This is a genomic window from Proteus penneri (genome assembly GCF_022369495.1).
Taxonomy (GTDB): Bacteria; Pseudomonadota; Gammaproteobacteria; order Enterobacterales; family Enterobacteriaceae; genus Proteus; species Proteus penneri.
Genome location: NZ_CP059690.1, coordinates 1,798,033 through 1,817,700, shown reverse-complemented (window position 1 = coordinate 1,817,700; position 19,668 = coordinate 1,798,033). Strand labels below are relative to the sequence as shown.

General features: G+C 36.9%; 19 protein-coding genes. 11 read left to right on the top strand and 8 right to left on the bottom strand.

Translation table 11 applies throughout. From position 1 onward, the window contains the following. Positions 1 to 13 precede the first annotated feature (13 nt). A complete protein-coding gene (purM, locus tag H1225_RS08325) occupies positions 14 to 1,054 on the bottom strand; it encodes a phosphoribosylformylglycinamidine cyclo-ligase (protein ID WP_161669419.1) in 1,041 nt (346 codons plus the stop codon). A 231-nt stretch (positions 1,055 to 1,285) separates the two neighbouring features. Between purM and upp the strand changes: the two genes are divergently transcribed. From upp to hda, 4 genes are all read left to right on the top strand, one after another. Beyond that, positions 1,286 to 1,912 (top strand): uracil phosphoribosyltransferase, encoded by a 627-nt coding sequence (gene upp / locus H1225_RS08320; protein WP_006533051.1) that lies wholly within the window; start codon positions 1,286 to 1,288, stop codon positions 1,910 to 1,912. Positions 1,913 to 2,104: 192 nt separating this feature from the next. Continuing rightward, a complete protein-coding gene (uraA, locus tag H1225_RS08315; protein WP_072064200.1) occupies positions 2,105 to 3,406 on the top strand; it encodes a uracil permease in 1,302 nt (433 codons plus the stop codon). 285 nt (positions 3,407 to 3,691) lie between these two features. After that, positions 3,692 to 4,897 carry a mechanosensitive ion channel family protein gene (locus H1225_RS08310; protein WP_006533049.1) on the top strand — a complete coding sequence of 402 codons (1,206 nt, stop codon included), beginning with the start codon at positions 3,692 to 3,694 and terminating at the stop codon, positions 4,895 to 4,897. Between the two features lie 222 nt (positions 4,898 to 5,119). Then, positions 5,120 to 5,827 carry a DnaA inactivator Hda gene (hda, locus tag H1225_RS08305; protein ID WP_006533048.1) on the top strand — a complete coding sequence of 236 codons (708 nt, stop codon included), beginning with the start codon at positions 5,120 to 5,122 and terminating at the stop codon, positions 5,825 to 5,827. Positions 5,828 to 6,043: 216 nt separating this feature from the next. Here hda and H1225_RS08300 read toward each other — a convergent pair whose 3' ends face one another. From H1225_RS08300 to bepA, 3 genes are all read right to left on the bottom strand, one after another. After that, complete coding sequence (locus tag H1225_RS08300; RefSeq protein ID WP_109847318.1) at positions 6,044 to 7,294, bottom strand: MFS transporter; 1,251 nt, start codon at positions 7,292 to 7,294, stop codon at positions 6,044 to 6,046. Between the two features lie 688 nt (positions 7,295 to 7,982). Next, complete coding sequence (gene arsC / locus H1225_RS08295) at positions 7,983 to 8,339, bottom strand: arsenate reductase (glutaredoxin) (RefSeq protein WP_072064197.1); 357 nt, start codon at positions 8,337 to 8,339, stop codon at positions 7,983 to 7,985. Between the two features lie 8 nt (positions 8,340 to 8,347). Then, a complete protein-coding gene (gene bepA / locus H1225_RS08290) occupies positions 8,348 to 9,820 on the bottom strand; it encodes a beta-barrel assembly-enhancing protease (protein WP_072064196.1) in 1,473 nt (490 codons plus the stop codon). A gap of 154 nt (positions 9,821 to 9,974) precedes the next feature. Between bepA and H1225_RS08285 the strand changes: the two genes are divergently transcribed. Further along, a complete protein-coding gene (locus tag H1225_RS08285; RefSeq protein WP_072064195.1) occupies positions 9,975 to 11,051 on the top strand; it encodes an AI-2E family transporter in 1,077 nt (358 codons plus the stop codon). A gap of 74 nt (positions 11,052 to 11,125) precedes the next feature. Here the strand turns inward: H1225_RS08285 and bcp are convergent, their stop codons facing one another. Next, positions 11,126 to 11,596, bottom strand: coding sequence for a thioredoxin-dependent thiol peroxidase (gene bcp, locus H1225_RS08280; RefSeq protein WP_072064194.1), 471 nt, complete (start codon positions 11,594 to 11,596; stop codon positions 11,126 to 11,128). Positions 11,597 to 11,614: 18 nt separating this feature from the next. Continuing rightward, positions 11,615 to 12,172 carry a glycine cleavage system transcriptional repressor gene (locus tag H1225_RS08275; protein WP_072064193.1) on the bottom strand — a complete coding sequence of 186 codons (558 nt, stop codon included), beginning with the start codon at positions 12,170 to 12,172 and terminating at the stop codon, positions 11,615 to 11,617. Between the two features lie 215 nt (positions 12,173 to 12,387). Here H1225_RS08275 and dapA point away from each other — a divergent pair, with 215 nt between their 5' ends. From dapA to purC, 4 genes are all read left to right on the top strand, one after another. Beyond that, positions 12,388 to 13,287 carry a 4-hydroxy-tetrahydrodipicolinate synthase gene (gene dapA, locus H1225_RS08270; RefSeq protein ID WP_023581903.1) on the top strand — a complete coding sequence of 300 codons (900 nt, stop codon included), beginning with the start codon at positions 12,388 to 12,390 and terminating at the stop codon, positions 13,285 to 13,287. Between the two features lie 16 nt (positions 13,288 to 13,303). Continuing rightward, the gene (bamC, locus tag H1225_RS08265) at positions 13,304 to 14,350 is read left to right on the top strand and encodes an outer membrane protein assembly factor BamC (protein WP_109847322.1); all 1,047 of its coding nucleotides are present in this window, start codon (positions 13,304 to 13,306) and stop codon (positions 14,348 to 14,350) included. 288 nt (positions 14,351 to 14,638) lie between these two features. Continuing rightward, positions 14,639 to 15,229: a phosphatase PAP2 family protein gene (locus H1225_RS08260; RefSeq protein ID WP_006533036.1), complete on the top strand. Its 591-nt coding sequence runs from the start codon at positions 14,639 to 14,641 to the stop codon at positions 15,227 to 15,229. 495 nt (positions 15,230 to 15,724) lie between these two features. Beyond that, positions 15,725 to 16,438: a phosphoribosylaminoimidazolesuccinocarboxamide synthase gene (gene purC, locus H1225_RS08255; RefSeq protein ID WP_006533035.1), complete on the top strand. Its 714-nt coding sequence runs from the start codon at positions 15,725 to 15,727 to the stop codon at positions 16,436 to 16,438. Positions 16,439 to 16,601: 163 nt separating this feature from the next. Here the strand turns inward: purC and H1225_RS08250 are convergent, their stop codons facing one another. Together H1225_RS08250 and H1225_RS08245 are read right to left on the bottom strand one after the other, a co-directional pair. Beyond that, the gene (locus H1225_RS08250; RefSeq protein ID WP_072064191.1) at positions 16,602 to 17,213 is read right to left on the bottom strand and encodes a glutathione S-transferase family protein; all 612 of its coding nucleotides are present in this window, start codon (positions 17,211 to 17,213) and stop codon (positions 16,602 to 16,604) included. A 92-nt stretch (positions 17,214 to 17,305) separates the two neighbouring features. Further along, positions 17,306 to 18,004 (bottom strand): helix-turn-helix transcriptional regulator, encoded by a 699-nt coding sequence (locus H1225_RS08245; RefSeq protein ID WP_006533032.1) that lies wholly within the window; start codon positions 18,002 to 18,004, stop codon positions 17,306 to 17,308. A 265-nt stretch (positions 18,005 to 18,269) separates the two neighbouring features. On the opposite strand from H1225_RS08245, the gene ypfJ reads away from it, so the two are divergent. Then, the gene (gene ypfJ / locus H1225_RS08240) at positions 18,270 to 19,154 is read left to right on the top strand and encodes a KPN_02809 family neutral zinc metallopeptidase (protein WP_006533031.1); all 885 of its coding nucleotides are present in this window, start codon (positions 18,270 to 18,272) and stop codon (positions 19,152 to 19,154) included. A gap of 61 nt (positions 19,155 to 19,215) precedes the next feature. Beyond that, positions 19,216 to 19,668, top strand: a complete 453-nt coding sequence (locus tag H1225_RS08235; RefSeq protein WP_006533030.1) for a DUF441 domain-containing protein — start codon at positions 19,216 to 19,218, stop codon at positions 19,666 to 19,668.

The following is a 19,668-nucleotide window of genomic DNA, read 5'->3' as shown; positions in this document are numbered from 1 at the left end:
TCACATGTTTTCATTAGTTAATAATAACTTGTGCTTCACCCGCAGCTTGTGGCGCGATTTTGCCAATTAACCATGCGTTTTCACCACACTCAGCAAGATGGGCTAATGTTTTTTCAACATCATTTGGGTTAACGGCAATTAACAATCCAACACCACAGTTAAAGGTGCGATACATTTCATGTGTGCTGACTTGTCCAGCATCTTGTAACCATTTGAAAACCAACGGCCATTCCCAGCTTTTACTGTCAATACGCGCTTGTGTGTTTTCAGGTAATACACGAGGAATATTTTCCCAGAATCCACCGCCAGTGATATGCGCTACCGCGTGAATATCAACATTTTTAATGAGCGACAGTAAGGATTTTACATAGATACGAGTAGGAGCTAGCAAATGGTCAGCCAATGATTTGTCACCTAGTGATGTGCTATCTGCTTGCGTATTGCTGACTTCAAGAATTTTTCTGACTAATGAATAACCATTAGAATGAGGACCACTGGATGCTAAAGCAATGAGTGCATCACCAGCTTTAACTTTACTGCCATCAATAATTTCTGATTTTTCAACCACGCCAACACAAAAGCCTGCGATATCATAATCATTGCCATGATACATACCGGGCATTTCTGCTGTTTCGCCACCTACTAATGCACAACCAGATTGCTTACAACCTTCTGCAATACCTGTTACGACACGAGCTGCGGTATCGACATCCAATTTTCCTGTGGCATAGTAGTCAAGGAAGAAAAGGGGTTCTGCACCTTGAACAATTAAATCGTTGACACACATTGCGACTAAATCAATCCCGATGTCATCATGGCGATTTAAATCCATCGCAAGGCGAAGTTTAGTTCCTACGCCATCTGTGCCTGAAACTAAAATAGGTTCGCGGTATTTAGAAGGAATTGCACAAAGTGCGCCAAAACCACCTAAACCCCCCATAACTTCAGGACGGCGGGTTTCTTTTACTACACCTTTGATACGATCGACTAAAGCATTACCTGCATCAATATCGACACCGGCATCTTTATAGCTGAGAGAGGATTTGTTAGTCACGTAGAGCCCTCACGGCAAGTTGCTGTTAAGAAAAAATGTGTGCGGACGCTATTCTAACAGGCAAAGCAAACGTTTGCGAGGATCTTCTTTATAGGTCACAATTATTCATGTTGGTGTGGTTAAAAGCTGTGCGCTTGATCAATATCAATAGAAAAACGATGGAATGTTGGCAAAAAAGCGGTATAATCTCGCGATTTTTTTGTCAGGCTGCGTCGTACATTAGGAGAAATTATGAAGATCGTTGAGGTAAAACACCCACTCATTCAACATAAATTGGGGCTGATGCGAGATCATGATATAAGCACTAAACGCTTTCGTGAACTGGCTTCAGAAGTTTCCAGTCTACTGACGTATGAAGCTACCGCCGATTTAGAAACAGAGACGGTAACAATAGAAGGTTGGTGTGGTCCGGTAGAGATAGAACAGATTAAAGGAAAAAAAATCACAGTAGTTCCTATCCTCCGTGCAGGTATCGGGATGATGGATGGAGTATTAGAAAATATTCCTAGTGCCCGAATCAGTGTAGTTGGCGTTTACCGCGATGAAGAAACATTAAAACCTGTCCCTTACTTCCAGAAATTAGCATCCAATATTGAAGAACGTATGGCTCTTGTTGTTGATCCTATGTTAGCAACAGGCGGCTCTATGATTGCCACAATTGATTTATTAAAAAATGCGGGCTGTACTTCAATTAAAGTATTAGTACTAGTTGCTGCTCCAGAAGGTATTAAGGCATTAGAAGAAGCTCATCCAGATGTGGAATTATATACTGCATCTATTGATAGCCATCTTAATGAGCACGGGTACATCGTTCCAGGTCTTGGCGATGCTGGTGATAAGATATTTGGTACAAAATAATAATTAAGCCGACTTTGATAGTCGGCTTTTTTTTGGATCACTTATTTATTATTAAACTCTAAATATTTTAAGGTGTTGTTAGATGACTAGTGTGAGAGGGCTTAGTCAGCAACTTGGCGACTTAAAATAAGACGAGTATGAAGTTAAAAATACAAACCAATTTCACATTCATATTAAAGAGAGGTCGTAAGCATGACTCGTCGTGCAATCGGGGTAGAAGAGCGCCCACCATTATTACAAACAATCCCGTTGAGCCTTCAACATCTGTTTGCAATGTTTGGCGCCACCGTACTTGTGCCAATTTTATTTAAAGTTAATCCGGCAACAATCTTATTATTTAACGGGATCGGAACCCTGCTTTATCTCTTTATTTGTAAAGGACGCATTCCTGCTTATTTAGGTTCAAGCTTTGCATTTATCTCACCGGTGCTTTTGCTATTACCATTAGGGTATGAATTAGCACTTGGAGGATTTATCGTCTGTGGCGTGTTATTTTGTCTTGTGGCAGGTATTGTAAAAATAGCAGGGCGAGGTTGGATTAATGTGATGTTCCCGCCTGCAGCAATGGGCGCAATCGTTGCCGTCATCGGGCTTGAATTAGCAGGAACCGCAGCAGGAATGGCAGGATTATTACCCAGTGCGGATGCACCAGTTGATAGTCAAACATTGCTTATCTCTATGGTCACTTTAGGTGTGACTATTTTAGGTTCAGTGATGTTTAGAGGATTTCTTGCTATTATTCCTATTCTTATTGGGGTATTAGCAGGTTATGCTCTTTCTTTCTTCTTGGGCGTTGTTGATATTACGCCAATTAAAGAAGCTAACTGGTTTGCACTACCAACATTCTATTCACCACGTTTTGAATGGAGTGCTATCTTTATTATTCTACCCGCCGCGTTAGTTGTTATTGCTGAGCACGTTGGACACCTTGTTGTTACCGCAAATATTGTGCAACGCGATTTAATGAAAAATCCGGGCTTACATCGTTCTATGTTCGCAAACGGTTTCTCTACCATTATTTCGGGTTTCTTTGGTTCAACACCAAATACGACTTATGGTGAAAATATTGGTGTTATGGCTATCACTAAGGTTTACAGTTCATGGGTTATTGGTGGTGCAGCAATTCTCGCTATCTTATTATCTTGTGTTGGTAAACTGGCTGCGGCTATAGCTGCTGTGCCTGTTCCAGTTATGGGCGGAGTTTCATTACTGCTTTACGGTGTCATTGGTGCATCAGGTATTCGTGTCTTATTAGATTCAAAAGTGGATTATAATAAACCGCAAAACTTGATATTAACGGCTATTATTCTGATTGTCGGTGTGAGTGGTGCTTCCATTCAAATTGGTGCGGCTGAATTAAAAGGCATGGCATTAGCAACCATCGTGGGTATTGTTTTAAGTTTGATTTTTAAACTCGTCAGCATTATTCGTCCCGAAACAGAATTAGCGGATAACACCATTGAGTCGGTTAGTGGTACAGCAAATAAAAAGTAATCGATTAAGAAAATCTAAAGCAATATACTGAAATTAATAAAAAGGTGGATGATCTCCGCCTTTTTTTATTGTGTTTTATTCTTGTGTCATATTAAAAACTAAGATTTTTGATATTTTAAGCGTTTAAGACTTAGAAAAGCATGAATAATTCACTCATGATGTTTATTTAAATAAAATAAATGAGACAATGGTAGTCTGTTCTTATGCGAAATAGGCATCTTATCTGCGATTTAAGTGATATTCGTTTTAAGGTTGAGGTATCTCAATAAAGGTATAACGTAATTTATGAAAAACCTGATTGAAATTTATGATTTCATTACATCAAAGCAGATTTTTACCACAATATTTTTAGTTATTGTGTTGTTAGTGGTATGGTTTCTCGCCAAAATGATTTTCCGCCGAATCGCAAAGCGTTTACTTTTTTTATTTACTGAGCTTTCAGATGAAGAAACCATAGAAGATATCGCTAAAAAGAGTGCATCTATTGTTGCTGTTACACTCGTTCTCTATATTAATCAGCTACTACCGTCTTTTTCAACGGAAATGAATATTATCTTTGAGACGGTTGCTCGTGCCTTTATTATCATCAATATCGCCTCATTACTTAATAACGCCCTTGATATCTTCAATATTAGGCATGCTAAAAAAGCGTGGCATCGGAATAATTCCATCAAAGGCTATATTGAGATTGCCAAAATTGTGGTCTGGATTATCTCTTTTATCTTGATCATTGCGTTATTTACTGAACAGTCACCACTTATTATTATCTCAAGCTTTGGTGCTATTGCTGCGGTGTTAATGTTTGTTTTTCAGCATACACTTATCTCTTTTGTTGCCAATATTCTTATTTCTAATGGAAAAGTATTAAAGCTTTATGATTGGATTGAATTGCCGAGTAGTAATATCAGCGGTGAGGTTATTGATATTGCATTGCATACGATTACTGTACGCAATTGGGATAATACAATTTCCCGTATTCCAACCAAAGACTTTTTGACTGAAAAATATACTAATTGGCAACCGATGTTTTCATCAGGAGGGCGTCGGATTAAACGTAGTTTTTATATTGACCAATCTTCGATTTCATTTGCAACGCAAGAATTAGTATTAGAATTAAAAAATACCGCTCCGCTTCGTAATAGCATAGAAACAATGCTTGAAGGAAAAGAAGAAGAGATTGGTGATATTAATGAGTGGTTAGAAACAAAAGGCGTGACTAACTTACAATTATTTCGCAAGTACATGCTAAATTGGATAAAAATGCGTGGCGATGTTCGACCTGATATGTATTTGGTGATCAGAACAATGCCACCGACCCCAATGGGATTACCAGTAGAGTTATATTGCTTTACTCGTGCAACCACTTGGGTTGAATATGAAGAAACTCAATCTGAAATTTTTGAGTATATAAACGCATCAGCCAAATATTTTAAACTCGACATTTATCAGCAACCTTCCGGTAATGATGTTGCGAAATTAAACTTCAGATAACCAAGTGAAACTTATTAACATGGAATATTTATTGATTTTGCTCTAAATAATTTAAGGGGTCGCTAAGTAACAATTCAATAAGGGGCTTGGAGTATATAAAATAGACTTATTATGGTGATCTTGCTGTTATCTTAACCAGTATCATGTGCTTTTTTAATATTGATTCTGACCTTGTGAGAATTTGTGTTAGAATCACCATGTTTATTACACTATTCAGGTGAGGTGCTTCTGAATACGCCGTCACAGCTATCATTACCACTATCTCTGCCCGATGATGAGACATTCGATAGCTTTTATGCAGGGGAAAACGCGTCGTTAGTCGCGGCAATTCGAACCGCCATTCATCAATCTCATGGCAGTTATATCTATTTCTGGTCTCGTGACGGAGGTGGAAAGAGTCATCTATTACATGCCGCTTGTGCAGAGCTCTCCTTAAAAGGTGATGCAGTGGGGTATGTTCCTCTTGATAAACGCGCCTATTTTGTTCCCGATGTTCTTGAAGGTATGGAACATTTATCCTTAGTTTGTATCGATAATGTTCAATGTATTGCGGGTGATGAAGAGTGGGAACTCGCCTTATTTAATCTTTATAACCGAGTGTTAGAGCATGGGCGAACCTGTTTATTAATTACAGGGGATAGACCGCCTCGCCAAATAGAACTACAACTTCCTGATTTAGCATCTCGCCTTGATTGGGGACAAATCTACCGTTTGCAGCCTTTAAGTGACGAAGAAAAAATTCAAGCGTTGCAATTAAGAGCAAAACTTCGTGGGTTTGAACTACCTGAAGATGTTGGACGTTTTGTATTAAAACGTTTAGATAGAAAAATGCGTACCTTATTTGAAATGCTCGATGAACTTGATCATGCTTCTATTGTTGCTCAGCGTAAACTGACCATCCCATTTGTGAAAGATATACTCAAACTTTAAATGGCCTCACTCATCTTATTAGGTGAGGCGAATAATCTAAATCTAACCCCTCTTTTCGAAATTAAATACCCTTTGAAGATAACAATTTTTTGTTGCTTATTAATGGTGAACATTTCTTTTTATCTTTCCCGATAAAAATACGAGATAAAAAACCGCTTGTCTTTATAAAAGGCAAGCGGTGAGAAAGACAAACAATAAAGGAGGAGGGTTAAATAATTAGTGTGCTTCTACTACTTTAGTTTTCTTCTGTGGTACCAGTAAGAAAATCAGATAAAGTGCAGTAATTGCAACGGTGTAACCAGTGAAGATTAGCCAGAATGATTTCCAGTCAACTGCACCATTGGTAGTATATAAATCAATGACCCAACCACTTAACATCGCACCTAAATAAGTACCAAAACCGTTCACTAAGGTCATAAACATACCTTGTGCTGTTGAACGATATTGCAATGGGATCTCTTTTTCTAAGAACAGTGAACCAGAGATATTAAAGAAGTCGAATGCACAGCCATACACAATCATTGATAATAATAAGACGATTTGTCCTAATGATGTGTAGTCGCCGTAAGCAAAGAAACCGAAACGTAAAATCCAAGCAATCATACTAAATAAAACAATAGTTTCGATTCTTACACGTTTTAGTAGCAGAGGTAGGAATAAAATAAAGACGACTTCTGAAATTTGTGAAATAGATAAGAATACGGAAGGGTAACGTGCAAAGAATGAATCATCTGCATTTGGAGATTGTGCAATATCTTGCAGGAATGGTACACCAAAAGTATTCGTAATTTGCAGTACAGATCCTAACAATGTTGCGAAGAATAAGAAAACAACGACATTTTTCTTTTTAAATACGTGCAAAATATTAGAAAGACTAAATGCTGCTTCTTCTGCTTTAGCTTCATTTTTGTCAATAGCTTTTGTTGCAGGTAAGAACATGGCAAAAATAGCGAGAATAATAGAAGCAATTGCAGCCACAAAGAGCTGGTGGTAGCTATTACCTAAACCTAAGAAGCTAATAACCCACATGGCCGCGATAAAACCGACTGTGCCGTAAACACGGATCTTTGGAAAGTAGTTGTTAGGTTCTAAATGTTTTTGCTCTAACAGTTCGAAAATGATGCTGTTTGCCATTGAGATACTAGGCATAAAGAACAACAAGTGCAACAAAGTCGCAAAGAATAGGGTGGTTACTGTTGTCATTTGCGACATTAACACTAATGCTAATGCGGAAAAAATATGCAGGGTAATAAATACTAATTTGCGGTTATTTATTTTGTCTGCAATAAATCCCATGATGACAGGTGCGATAAGTGAGGCAAGCCCAAGAGCACTAAAAATAAGCCCAACATCACTACCTTTAAAATGCAGTTCTCCAAAGAGGTACGAGGCGAATGTTACCAGCCAAGACCCCCATATAAAGAACTGGAGGAATGAGACAAGTTTTAATCTAAGTACGATATTCATCTGTTTTCCTATTAGCCTAGCAATCACCCGACATCATAATGATGATTGGTTAGTTTTAATTGCCCATAATGTTGGCTATAACGTTGTTTATTTCATATACATCTATAACTTCATTTCACACCGATTAATTGTCATCAAATTAAAAATTAACAACTAAAGAAGAGATAGACTAAATAACAAATTGAAAGTTTATTGCCGTGTTGCAGTATTGTTTTAAATGTGTACTTCTTGTTAGTTTCTTTCTTGGATAATAATGAAAAAATATTTCGACGAGAATTTATTATTTATCAATTCTGCTATCATATTTTCTGATGCCCATGATATGTAGGAATGTATTTGTGTAAAGAGACTTGAGTCACAATATAAATGAAACACATGATTATTTTTTTCTTATAACCGTGACTTCGTAAGGTATGGTGTGATCTTGATAAAAGTTTTTAAAAATAGCAATTTCTTACTCATAAAAAATATGAATTTGAGATGAAAATTTTTGAAAGCATAAAACGATTGATTTTTTTCTATTATGGAAATAAGAAACTCTTTGCTAATTGTAATACTTACAATTTAATAACATTCGATGATTTATTTCTTAATTGAGAAAAGAGAGTAAACGGTTGCGGGATTAATAATGAAGTAAATAGACAGAAGCCCATATAGGTAAGAATATAAATATGGGCTTTAAATCTTGTTAATTAAACAGTTCTTTCACTTGTTCTGGTGGTCTACCTAAACGAGCTTTATTATCGACAACGACAATAGGGCGCTCAATAAGCTTAGGATTTTTATGCATTGCTTGAATTAATGCATCTTGTGACGTTTCGTCAGCAAGTTTGAGTGTTTTATAGATCTCTTCTTTTGTACGCATTAATTTTCTTGCATCATCAAACCCTAGTGCTTTAAGAAGAGTTTTAATTTCTGTTACTGAAGGCGCAGTGTCTAAGTAGAGATTAATCTCAGGGGTTACTTGCATTTCTTCTAGTAAATGTAAGGTTTCACGGCTTTTTGAACAGCGTGGATTATGATAAATCGTCACTTTCTTGGTCATTTTGTCCCTTATTTAAATTGACTGTCTCTTTGCTGAATTTTTCTTAATTGGTCTATACGAGCATCAAAGCGAGCTTGATCATTACTGCCTAATTTGACTTGTCGGCTTGCATCACCTAAATAACGGATCGCCGTTTCAAAGTCACCTCTTAGGGCCAAATCTTCTGCATAAGCCGCTAATTCATGCGCTCTATCACCTTGTTTGGCTGAATTTTCTGCCATTAATTGCCAACCAATAGGATCGTTTGGGTTATCAAAGGTATAACGATAAAGTAGGCGGCTAGCTTCGTTATATTGCTTATTATGCATGTATGAGTTAGCTAAGTTGGCAATAAGGACATTGTTATTGGGCCTTTGTTTCAATGCCAGTTGTAATCTTGCTACCGCATCGCCTGCGCGATTTTGTTCTAAATCGATATCTGTCATGGCATCAATAAGCCAAATATTGTTAGGCTCTTTTTCTAACATAGGAGTGAGCAGTTTTCTTGCATCATCAAATTTGCGATCACGAGAATAGATCAGTATAAGCGCATAATTTGCAGCTGATTTTTCAAGAGCAGTACCTTGCTTAAACTGATCAAGTACCGTTTGTAATGCATTCTCTGATGTTGGATTTTTCGTCAGCATGGTTAATACACGCATTTTAGCAAATAGAAAGTCAGCTGACTGTGGAACCTGTCGAGCAGGATATTGGCTTGCTCGGCTTCTTGCATCGGATAAGCGACTATCGGGCAAGGGGTGCGTTAATAACATTTCCGGTGGTTTAGAGCTATATCGTACCTGATCAGCAAGAATTTGCATAAAATCAGGCATCCCTTTGGGATCAAATCCCGCACGATAGAGCGTCTGTATTCCGATACGGTCTGCTTCCTGCTCGTTCATTTGGGTGAAGGTGATCATATTTTGCTGCATACCCGCCATACTTCCTGTAAATGTTGCAAGGCCTGCATTTGGGTTTGCCATAAATATCAGAATAGAACCTAATACGCCGGCAACAGCAAGAGGTGTTGTTTTAGCCTGATCTTCCAGCATTCGTGCTAAATGACGCTGAGTAACATGCGTGATTTCGTGAGCCATAACAGAGGCTAATTCACTTTCAGTTTGGCTATATCGAAAGAGCGCGGAATGCAAAACAATGTTTCCCCCAAAATAAGCAAAGGCATTAATATTTGGGTTGTTAACTAAATAGAAGTGAAAAGGCGTTTTGACCGAGCTGGCGTTAGAAACGAGCTTTTGTCCTAAATTATTAATATAGTTAGAAAGTAATGGATCAAAAACTAATGGTGCACTATTTCGCAGTTGGCGAGTATAGTAATCACCCATAGCGATTTCTTGATTGATGCTTAATGTTGAACCTGCGGTAGTTCCCATATCAGGTAAAGAATCTTCAATATCAATCGCAGCATGCGCTGGCACTACTGATGTTGATAGCAACGCAGAAACAAGAAGCGCGACTAAAGGGGTTTTAAGTCTGAGTTTCATACAACTGTATCCTGATGGCTATCTTAACGAATAATTAATAATTAATGATGTATGATAGCAAAACCTAACGTAAAATCTGTCAAAAGATTATTGCTTATGTAAATGAATACATATAGCTCTATTGTTCTGATTATTATAAAGGATCTTTATTTTCATGCTGGACTTGCTTGTTCAATGGTACAAACGTCGATTTGCTGATCCACAAGTTATCGCCCTTGTGGTCATCTTGATTGCTGGCTTTTCAATTCTGTATTTTTTCAGTGGCATACTTGCTCCTTTATTAGTGGCAATTGTGCTTGCTTATCTTTTAGAGTGGCCAACGCATTTACTCGAAAAATTAGGATGTGCCCGTATATGGGCAGTATCGATAATTCTGACACTCTTTATCGGTATTAGTGCCATTGTTATTTTAATTTTAGCGCCAACCGTGTGGCAGCAGGGGATGACACTGATTTCAGATATCCCAAATATGATCAATAAGTTCAATGCATTTGCACATGAATTACCCGATCGTTTCCCAGCATTAATGGATGCGGGTATTGTTGATATGATGGCAGAAAACTTACGTAGTAAGTTCTCAACAGTGGCTGAATCTGTATTAAAAGTGTCTTTAGCTTCATTAATCGGAATTATTACACTGTCGATTTATCTTATTCTTGTTCCTTTAATGACGTTTTTCTTACTTAAAGATAAGCAACAGATGCTTAATGCAGTTCGCCGTGTTTTACCCAAAAACAGAATATTGGCAGCGCAAGTTTGGATTGAAGTTAACCAGCAAATTACCAATTATATTCGCGGTAAAGTCACTGAAATGATAATTGTAGGTGTTTTCACTTATTTTGTATTTGCATTCTTTGACTTACGTTACTCTGTATTACTTGCTGTTATCGTCGGTGTTTCTGTTTTAGTTCCTTATGTTGGTGCTGTTTTAGCGACGATCCCAGTTATTGTGATTGCATTATCTCAGTGGGGATTAGGCTCTGATTTTTGGGCGTTATTTATCGCCTATCTTGTTGTTCAAGGATTAGATAGCAATTTATTAGTGCCAATTCTGTATTCTGAAGCTGTAAATATGCATCCTTTAGTTATTATCTTATCCGTGATTATATTTGGTGGCATGTGGGGATTTTGGGGTGTTTTCTTTGCTATTCCATTAGCAACGCTGATAAAAGCTGTATTGCATGCACTACCTGATGAAATTGCGAATGAACAACATATAAAGAAAAGCTAAGTACCGTATTGAATGCATAGATAAAAAAACAGACAGCGTAAACTGTCTGTTTTTTTATCTATTCGAAGTTTTAATTATGGATGTTGAGCGAGATATTCGAGAACGATTTGATGGTGATTACTGGTTTTAAAGTTATCAAACACATGTTCGATAACACCATTTTTATCAATTAAGAATGTTGTACGATGAATACCATCGTAAGTTTTCCCCATAAATTGCTTTTCTCCCCAGATACCAAATTCTTCTGCAACTTTATGATCTTCATCTGAAAGTAATGTAAAATTTAACATCTCTTTTTCAGCGAAACGGGATAGTTTTTCTGATTTATCTGTGCTGATACCTAATACTTCAACTTTGGCCTTTTTTAATGTATCCATTTCATCACGTAAGCCACAAGCTTGTGTCGTACAGCCTGGTGTCATTGCTTTAGGGTAAAAATAAACGAGCACGCGTTGACCAGCGAAATCAGATAAATTAATTATTTCTCCATCTTGGTCGGGCAGACTGAATTGAGGCGCCTTTTCACCGGCTTTTAATGGGTTCATTTGGTCATTCTCCATTTTTTACTGTTTCATCATCAGACTATTTACGATACTTATTGTGCCTTGAGCATTTAGCTCTGTACATAATTGATTAAATTTCTCATTAATAACAATACCATGATCATCTAATGGATTATGCGCCGTAATTTGTATTTCTAAACGGGCAGGTGAGCCATCTTCTGAAGGATGTGTTTTAGATATTAATTCAGCGAGATTAAAATTATGCTGGCTAAATAAATTAGTAAAGCGTTCTACAATACCGGGCGCATCTTCAATATCAACCTTCGCTGCAATGGTAGAAGGATAGGTAATGGGAGCCCCATTTTTGGTTCTTTTCATGACGGTCAATAAATCAAGTTCCGCACTTTTAATCGGCAACAACGCTTCTAACTGTGCGATAGCGTTCCAGCCACCTGAGAGTAGCATGATAAACGTAAACTCTTGACCAAACATCGCAAGTCGGCTGTCCTCGATATTACATCCGCATTGGCTGACTAATTGTGTAATGGTATCAACAATACCAGGGCGATCAGCACCTAATGCAGTAATGACGAGAAAATGTTTATCAGGTATGGGCAAAATGAGGTTCCTTTTGACTTTCAGTTTATTCTTAACAGGTAAACACAAATTTTGATTTCTGCCAAGATCCCTTGCTCACTATCTTCAATTATTATATCTCTTTAATTCATATCAAAGAATATTAGCAAATTTCATTAGAAACCTAGAGTTAAGTAGTTTTCAATAGAGCAATGAATGAGTACCATTGAGTATACGTCTATCTCGGAGCAATGATTATGGTGAATAACGAATTTAATTTTACAGGCAGTATGGTGGCATTGGTTACACCAATGGACGCAAAAGGCAATGTTGACCGGGTTAGTTTACGTAAATTAGTTGACTATCATGTTAATGCAGGCAGTGCTGCCATTGTTTCTGTCGGTACAACAGGCGAATCTGCAACATTAAGTCATGACGAGCATGTTGATGTCGTTTTAATGACATTAGATATGGCTGATGGACGTATTCCTGTAATTGCTGGTACGGGAGCTAATGCAACATCTGAAGCTGTTTGGTTTACGCAACAGTTTGAAAATAAAGGTATCGCAGGTTGTTTAAGTGTAACGCCATATTATAATAAACCGTCACAAGAAGGCTTGTATCAGCACTTTAAAGCGATTTCTGAAAGCACTGCATTACCACAAATCCTGTATAATGTGCCGGGTCGTACTGGATGTGATTTATTGCCAGTAACAGTTGCACGTTTAGCCAAGTTGGATAATATTGTGGCAATTAAAGAGGCGACAGGGAACTTAAGTAGGGTTAGTCAAATCCAAGAGTTGGTTAATGATGATAGTTTTATCTTATTAAGTGGCGATGACGCATCATCATTAGACTTTATGCAACTTGGCGGTCACGGTGTTATTTCGGTTACTGCTAACGTTGCTGCGTCAGAGATGGTAGAATTATGTCGATTAGCAAATGCGGGTGAGTTTGCGAAAGCACGTGAACTTAATCGACGTCTGATGGACTTACATCATCAGTTATTTGTTGAACCTAATCCAATCCCAGCTAAATGGGCGTGTCAACGTATTGGGTTGATTGAAGACGCCACATTGCGCTTACCTATGACTCCGTTGACATCATCAGGTCAGCAAATTGTTGAGAAAGCGCTGTTAACAGCGGGAATACTGTAAAACTTAGGGAATTTTAATGGCAACACTATTGCATAAATCAAAGATTATGAAAGTCGCGGGTCTGTCGCTGGTGGTTTTACTGGCAGCCTGTTCAAGTGATCAGCGCTATAAACGTCAGGTCAGTGGTGATGAGTCTTATTTAGAGACGGCAGGGCTAAAGAATTTAGCGATTCCGGCGGGTATGGTGTTGCCTTTGCAAAATGGGGAATATGACATTCCAACCCCTAAAAAAACTGAACCTGTTGGTTTAGCGCTTGATATTCGTCCACCAACTCAAGCACTGAATCTGTTAAGTGGTTCACGCAGTGAAAACAATGCAGATAACAGCCGTTTGTTATTACCAAATTCACCAGAAAATACAACACTATACGAGCAAGTTAGCTCTATCTTAACAGAGAAAGGTGTTGCGATTGTTAAAAGTGATGCAGAGCAAAAAGAGATCCATACAGATTGGATCACATGGTTACGTGCTGATGAAAACGTACCTTTCCAAACACGTCAGCGTTTAGTGATTGCTCAGTCAGGTAATGTTATTTCGTTAACAGTGACTAACGAAGGTTTACGCCAAGGCGAAACGGAAATGACAGATCCGGATGAAGTGAAGCGTTACAATACTTTAATGCTTAACGAATTGGTTGATGGCTTAAACCGTATGCGTAATTTAAGCGAAAATACGGCAAGTAGTAGCTTACAAGGTATTATTGATGTTCAAAGTGGTAGTGATAATGCTGGCCTTCCAGTCATTATCGTTCGTGCTCCATTCGATGTGGTTTGGGATAGATTACCAATCGCATTAGAAAGTATTGGCATGAAGATGGGCGATCGCACACGTTCTAAAGGTTCAATAGAAGTAACCTATAAAGGAATGAGCAGTGCAAACTGGAGTGCATTAGGTGTTGATAGACCAACTGTTGATGAGGCGGATTATAAATTACAAGTCGGTGATTTAAATAACCGTAGTAGTTTACAATTTATCAGTGATAAAGGTAAACCATTAACACAATCACAAAATGATCAAATGGTTGCTGCACTGAAAGCCGCTTTCAGTAAGCCTGTTAAATAAGTATTATTTTTGAAAAATATGAGAAGCCGCACAATAAAGGTTGTGCGGCTTTTTTTATTATCTTAATTTAATGGTATTAATCTAAATTGAAATGTGTTTACAACAAGACAATTGGAACTATCAGATTAAACATCATTAATTGAATACTCTTTTAATGATAGGATTTAATTTAAAGTTATTAATAATATTAATCTTAATGCAATACGTTTAAATTTATGCAATATTGCCTCAATTCTTATTTTTAAATAAAAATAACAAAGCACTCTCTGACTATATGAAGGAGCATTTATGAGCGCTGGTGATATGATTATTCACTTGATATTAAGTGGGATACTTATTGTAGGTGTTTATCAATTTTATTTTTTTACTCAACGATATACATTGAGAGAAGTGAAAATTATTAATTCACCGATTGATGAAAAAATTCCTTTTTGGCCATGGTGGTCATGGATCTATAGCTTTTTATATTATCCTGCAATTTTATATCTTAATTGGATCATTCAAGACTCAAGACAATTTATTATGATTGTTTTTAGTTATATTGTTTTGTTAGTCATGCAAATGTTTTTCTTTATTGTATTCCCTGTTGCAACCCCAGCACATTGGCGTACCTTAAATCCGGGTAAAACTGCATCAGAGAAATTTCTTAAGTTCGTTCAGTATTTTGATGACTCATCAAACTGTTTTCCAAGTATGCATGTTTCTGTAGCAACACTCACTGCATGTCTTGCTTATGCAAGCTTAGGACCATGGGTTTTCTTATTCCCATTGTTTATTGCATTATCTTGCATGTTTACGAAACAACATTACTTAATTGATTTACCTGCCGGTGCTTTATTAGGTTGGTTTGCTTATGAGATCTACTGTTTTATTATTTAATTCAAGCATTACATTATTAAGAGATAATATGTGTATTTAAATATAAAAATAGATAAGAGATAAATCATCAAAACGTGTTGATACTAATATTGGTAACCAGATTAATTCTCCATAAAAAGAAATTAATCTGGTTTTTTATTATTGATTACGCTAAATAAGTGTAACCTCAAATAGACCTAGTGTTTACTAATAATATAATCTAAAAAATAGAAATAATATGGTGATATAATCTATAATTATTCTTATTCTGACTTTTTATATTTTCTGGCTTTATCAAACTACTTTTTATTAGTGCCATTATTTAATGGAATTAATTGAAATATGATTTCTAATGATGGTGTAGTTTTTAATAAAAAAACGTTGTGGATAGTGGATTATCGATGAGATTTTTTTTAGTGATAGTACTCACGTTTTAAAAGCTTTTTTATCTAATCTAGAGTAGAGTATGGGAAGCAAATTTCTTGTTAAACCTATCACATCTTTGGAGTGTGTCAGATGCAGAAAAAAGCTGAGTTGTATCGTGGAAAAGCAAAAACAGTCTATGCCACTGAATCTTCTGATTTTCTTATCCTTGAATTTAGAAATGATACATCAGCGTTAGATGGCCAACGTATTGAACAGTTTGATCGTAAGGGGATGGTAAATAATAAATTTAACTATTTCATTATGAATAAACTGGAAGAAGCGGGTATCCCAACGCAGATGGAACGTTTGCTTTCTGATAATGAAGTGCTAGTCAAAAAACTCGATATGGTACCTGTTGAATGCGTTATCCGTAATCGTGCAGCGGGATCATTAGTTAAACGTTTAGGTATCGAAGAAGGTACACTTTTAAATCCACCAATCTTTGATTTATTCTTAAAAGATGATGCCCGCCATGATCCTATGGTCAATGAATCTTACTGTGAAACCTTTGATTGGGTATCTAAAGAAAACCTCGCAGAAATGAAACGTTTGAGCTATAAAGCAAACGATGTCCTTAGCAAACTCTTTGATAAAGCTGGACTTATTTTAGTCGATTTTAAACTTGAGTTTGGTTTATTTCATGGCAAAGTTGTATTAGGTGATGAATTTTCTCCTGATGGAAGCCGTTTATGGGATAAAAATACCTTAGATAAAATGGATAAAGACCGCTTCCGTCAAAGTTTAGGCGGATTGATTGAAGCATACGAAGAAGTTGCACGTCGAATCGGTGTTTCTTTAGACTAAATACGCAAACGATTACGTCAAGTTAAACAAGATGTAAATAGAAAAGGTCAGCTTAAAGCTGGCCTTTTGTCTTAAGTAGTGCGTTTAAAATGGAGTGTATTAAACGAACATAACTCAGTAGCTATGTAGATAGCTTGATAAATAACGTTTAATAATAAAAAATTTATCGTAATCCTAAGCTTTCTAATAATTGTTTAATCTCATTATTAAGCGCAAGGCTATCAAGGTATTGATTAATCAGTGGCGTAGGCTGGATAAGCGCATACTTGCATAAAAATATAAGGAAATAGCCCACATACACATCGACAGCAGTCAGATTTTTGCCACAAATATAAGGATTGGCACTAGCTATCCCTGTTTCTAAACAATGAAAGGCTCGTTCAAAAGAACCAAACCCAGATGATTTTTGCTGTTCTTCATTAAGTTCAATACCAACCTCTTTCACTGTAAATGCGGATTCAATAGGACCAGCAGTAAAAAAGAACCAACGATAATAAACTGCACGCTCAGGTGAATTAATGGCAGGCGCAAATCCTTTTTCAATAAACTTATCTGCTAAATAAGCACAAATTGCCGCTGTCTCTGTAACCACGATTTCGCCATCAACTAATGCAGGAACTTTTGCCATAGGATTAATAGCAAGATATTCAGGGGTACGCATTGGTTCGCCATATTCTAATTCGACACGCTGATAAGGCACATCTAACATTTTTAAGAAAAGTTCAACAGTGTTACCGCGAGACATTGTATTAGTATAAAGGATAAGTTCATTCATAATATTTCCTTACTGTGTTGATTAATATGATGTTATTTAAACTGAAATAGCTAAATGAAGAACAGCAAGGAAGATATTACGCAAACATTGTGTCAATTTTTGTCAGGAGCCTCTTTTAAGATCTCTTTTTTCCAGCGTGAGAATAAATAACTTTTAGGGTAAGGCAAATTATCACTTAATACTTCATAAGAGATAATTCTATCAAGCCTAAAATGGCGATAGCTTTGGCGTAATTCACACCATGCAGCAATAACTTGAGAATCTTGAAAGTAGCCCACAGCAATAGGCCAAATAATTCGAGTGCTTAATTGTTTTTGGGCATCTTTATAATTTATTTGGGCTTTCTTTTCTTCGCGTAAACTAAAACGCATATCTTTAGCAATGGCATGATCAACTTCAATAATTTGGTGTGTGGGAACAAACAAGGTATTTTGTTCAAGCAATGTTTGATGTTGTGTTGTTACCACCGCATTGATTTTATTAATTGCCCGTAATGCAGAGTGACTTAATTCTTTATCTGTATTACTTTCTACCCAGCGTAATCCCAGAATAAGTGCTTCAAGTTCATTAATATCAAAGGCTAGTGGTGGTAGGAGTAAACCGGATTTTAGCTGATAACCTATACCTGCTTCACCCGTGATTTCAGCACCTTGATCACGTAAAGATTCAATATCTCGATAAATAGATCTGACACTAATTTGTAATTTATTTGCTAACACTTCTGCCGTTATCGGATAGTGATTCTCTTTTAAAATCTGCAATAAAGTGAGTAAACGTTGAGTTCGGGTCATTTAAGGTATCTATTTATTAGTGAAGAAAAACAGAAGCAAGATATAAGAATTCTATTATGAAATCATTAAGAAAGCCGTTTTAATTCCTTATGATGCTCATTTGTTCGTGGTGCTAACGAGTGCTATTTTACTCTGATAGTCTCTATTATCTTGCTCTTAAAAAATAGAGAATAGTGTTTGTAATTTTTTGTTATTATCTCAAATCAAGTGATAAATTTATTCATTATAAAGCTAAAATCATCTATTTAAACTGTGGGGATAAGTTATGCGTTGGAATGATCGCCGAAGAAGTGACAATGTTGAAGATAGAAGAGGGCAATCTTCCTCCGCATCTGGCGGTGGTAATCTCCCATTAGGATTAATTGCACTTTTACTGCGTACTAAATATGGTTTTGTAATAATTATTGTTTTAGTTATCGCCAGCTTTATGGGATTTGATTTTAACACATTAACGGGGAGCAACAATCAAGCCTCACAACGTAATGAGCAACAAACCGCACTTTATAATGAAGCTGCCGATTTTAGTAGTGTTATTTTAGCCAGTACTGAAGATTTTTGGCGAACAATTTTCGCACAAGCAGGAAAACAATATAGTGATCCTAAACTCGTGCTATATACCAATAGCACGACAACACAATGTGGAACTGGCACAAAAATAATGGGGCCATTTTATTGTCCCGCTGATCGAAAAATCTATCTTGATCTTTCCTTTTATAATGAAATGAAAAATAGCTTAGGTGGTGGTGGAGAATTTGCCCAAGGTTATGTGATTTCTCATGAAGTTGGGCATCATGTTCAGCATTTATTGGGTATCACTAATCAAATGCGTGAACAACAACAAATGGCGCGTTCGAAAGCAGAGGTAAATCGTTTATCCGTAAAATTAGAGTTGCAAGCAGACTGTTTTGCTGGAATGTGGGGACGTTTTATTGCGGGTGAAGGTCGTATTGATGAAAGCGATTTATTAACTGCGATCAAAACGGCGCAAGCGATCGGTGATGACAAGTTACAGAAACAACAGCAAGGTTATGTTGTACCGGATAGTTTTACACACGGCACGGCAGAACAGCGCAAGACTTGGTTTATGAGAGGCTATAACAGTGGTAGCATCAAATCTTGCGATACATTTGCTTCTTCGTCTTTGAACTAATACCATTCGTCGGTAACTATAAGATAATTAACGCTATAAAGCGAAAGGCTTAGGAACAAACATGAGTAACGTTGATCCCTCACTATTAATTTTGCTGGTTCTCGCAGGACTTGGCATTATTAGTCATAATATGACTGTAACGTTAGCTATGCTGGCTTTGCTAGTCATTAAAATCACACCATTAAACCAATATTTTCCTGTTGTTGAAAAATATGGCATGACCATCGGGATCTTAATTCTGACGATTGGGGTAATGACACCTATTGCAACGGGGCGTATTTCAGGACAAGAAGTGCTTAACTCATTCTTAAATTGGAAATCACTATTAGCGATTGCTATTGGTATTGCTGTTTCTTGGTTGGGCGCTAGAGGTGTTTCTTTAATGAATAACCAACCTTCAACGGTTGCCGGCTTATTAGTAGGAACGGTTATTGGAGTAGCGCTTTTTCGGGGTGTACCTGTTGGGCCATTAATTGCAGCTGGTATTCTTTCATTGTTAATCGGTAAATCCTAG

Coding starts and splice junctions, on each gene's coding strand:
- purC (WP_006533035.1), top strand. CDS start 15,725: ATGCAGAAAAAAGCTGAGTTGTATCGTGGAAAAGCAAAAACAGTCTAT.
- uraA (WP_072064200.1), top strand. CDS start 2,105: ATGACTCGTCGTGCAATCGGGGTAGAAGAGCGCCCACCATTATTACAA.
- H1225_RS08250 (WP_072064191.1), bottom strand. CDS start 17,213: ATGAATGAACTTATCCTTTATACTAATACAATGTCTCGCGGTAACACT.
- H1225_RS08300 (WP_109847318.1), bottom strand. CDS start 7,294: ATGAATATCGTACTTAGATTAAAACTTGTCTCATTCCTCCAGTTCTTT.
- bepA (WP_072064196.1), bottom strand. CDS start 9,820: ATGAAACTCAGACTTAAAACCCCTTTAGTCGCGCTTCTTGTTTCTGCG.
- arsC (WP_072064197.1), bottom strand. CDS start 8,339: ATGACCAAGAAAGTGACGATTTATCATAATCCACGCTGTTCAAAAAGC.
- H1225_RS08310 (WP_006533049.1), top strand. CDS start 3,692: ATGAAAAACCTGATTGAAATTTATGATTTCATTACATCAAAGCAGATT.
- bamC (WP_109847322.1), top strand. CDS start 13,304: ATGGCAACACTATTGCATAAATCAAAGATTATGAAAGTCGCGGGTCTG.
- ypfJ (WP_006533031.1), top strand. CDS start 18,270: ATGCGTTGGAATGATCGCCGAAGAAGTGACAATGTTGAAGATAGAAGA.
- upp (WP_006533051.1), top strand. CDS start 1,286: ATGAAGATCGTTGAGGTAAAACACCCACTCATTCAACATAAATTGGGG.
- bcp (WP_072064194.1), bottom strand. CDS start 11,596: ATGAACCCATTAAAAGCCGGTGAAAAGGCGCCTCAATTCAGTCTGCCC.
- H1225_RS08285 (WP_072064195.1), top strand. CDS start 9,975: ATGCTGGACTTGCTTGTTCAATGGTACAAACGTCGATTTGCTGATCCA.
- H1225_RS08245 (WP_006533032.1), bottom strand. CDS start 18,004: ATGACCCGAACTCAACGTTTACTCACTTTATTGCAGATTTTAAAAGAG.
- dapA (WP_023581903.1), top strand. CDS start 12,388: ATGGTGAATAACGAATTTAATTTTACAGGCAGTATGGTGGCATTGGTT.
- H1225_RS08260 (WP_006533036.1), top strand. CDS start 14,639: ATGAGCGCTGGTGATATGATTATTCACTTGATATTAAGTGGGATACTT.
- H1225_RS08235 (WP_006533030.1), top strand. CDS start 19,216: ATGAGTAACGTTGATCCCTCACTATTAATTTTGCTGGTTCTCGCAGGA.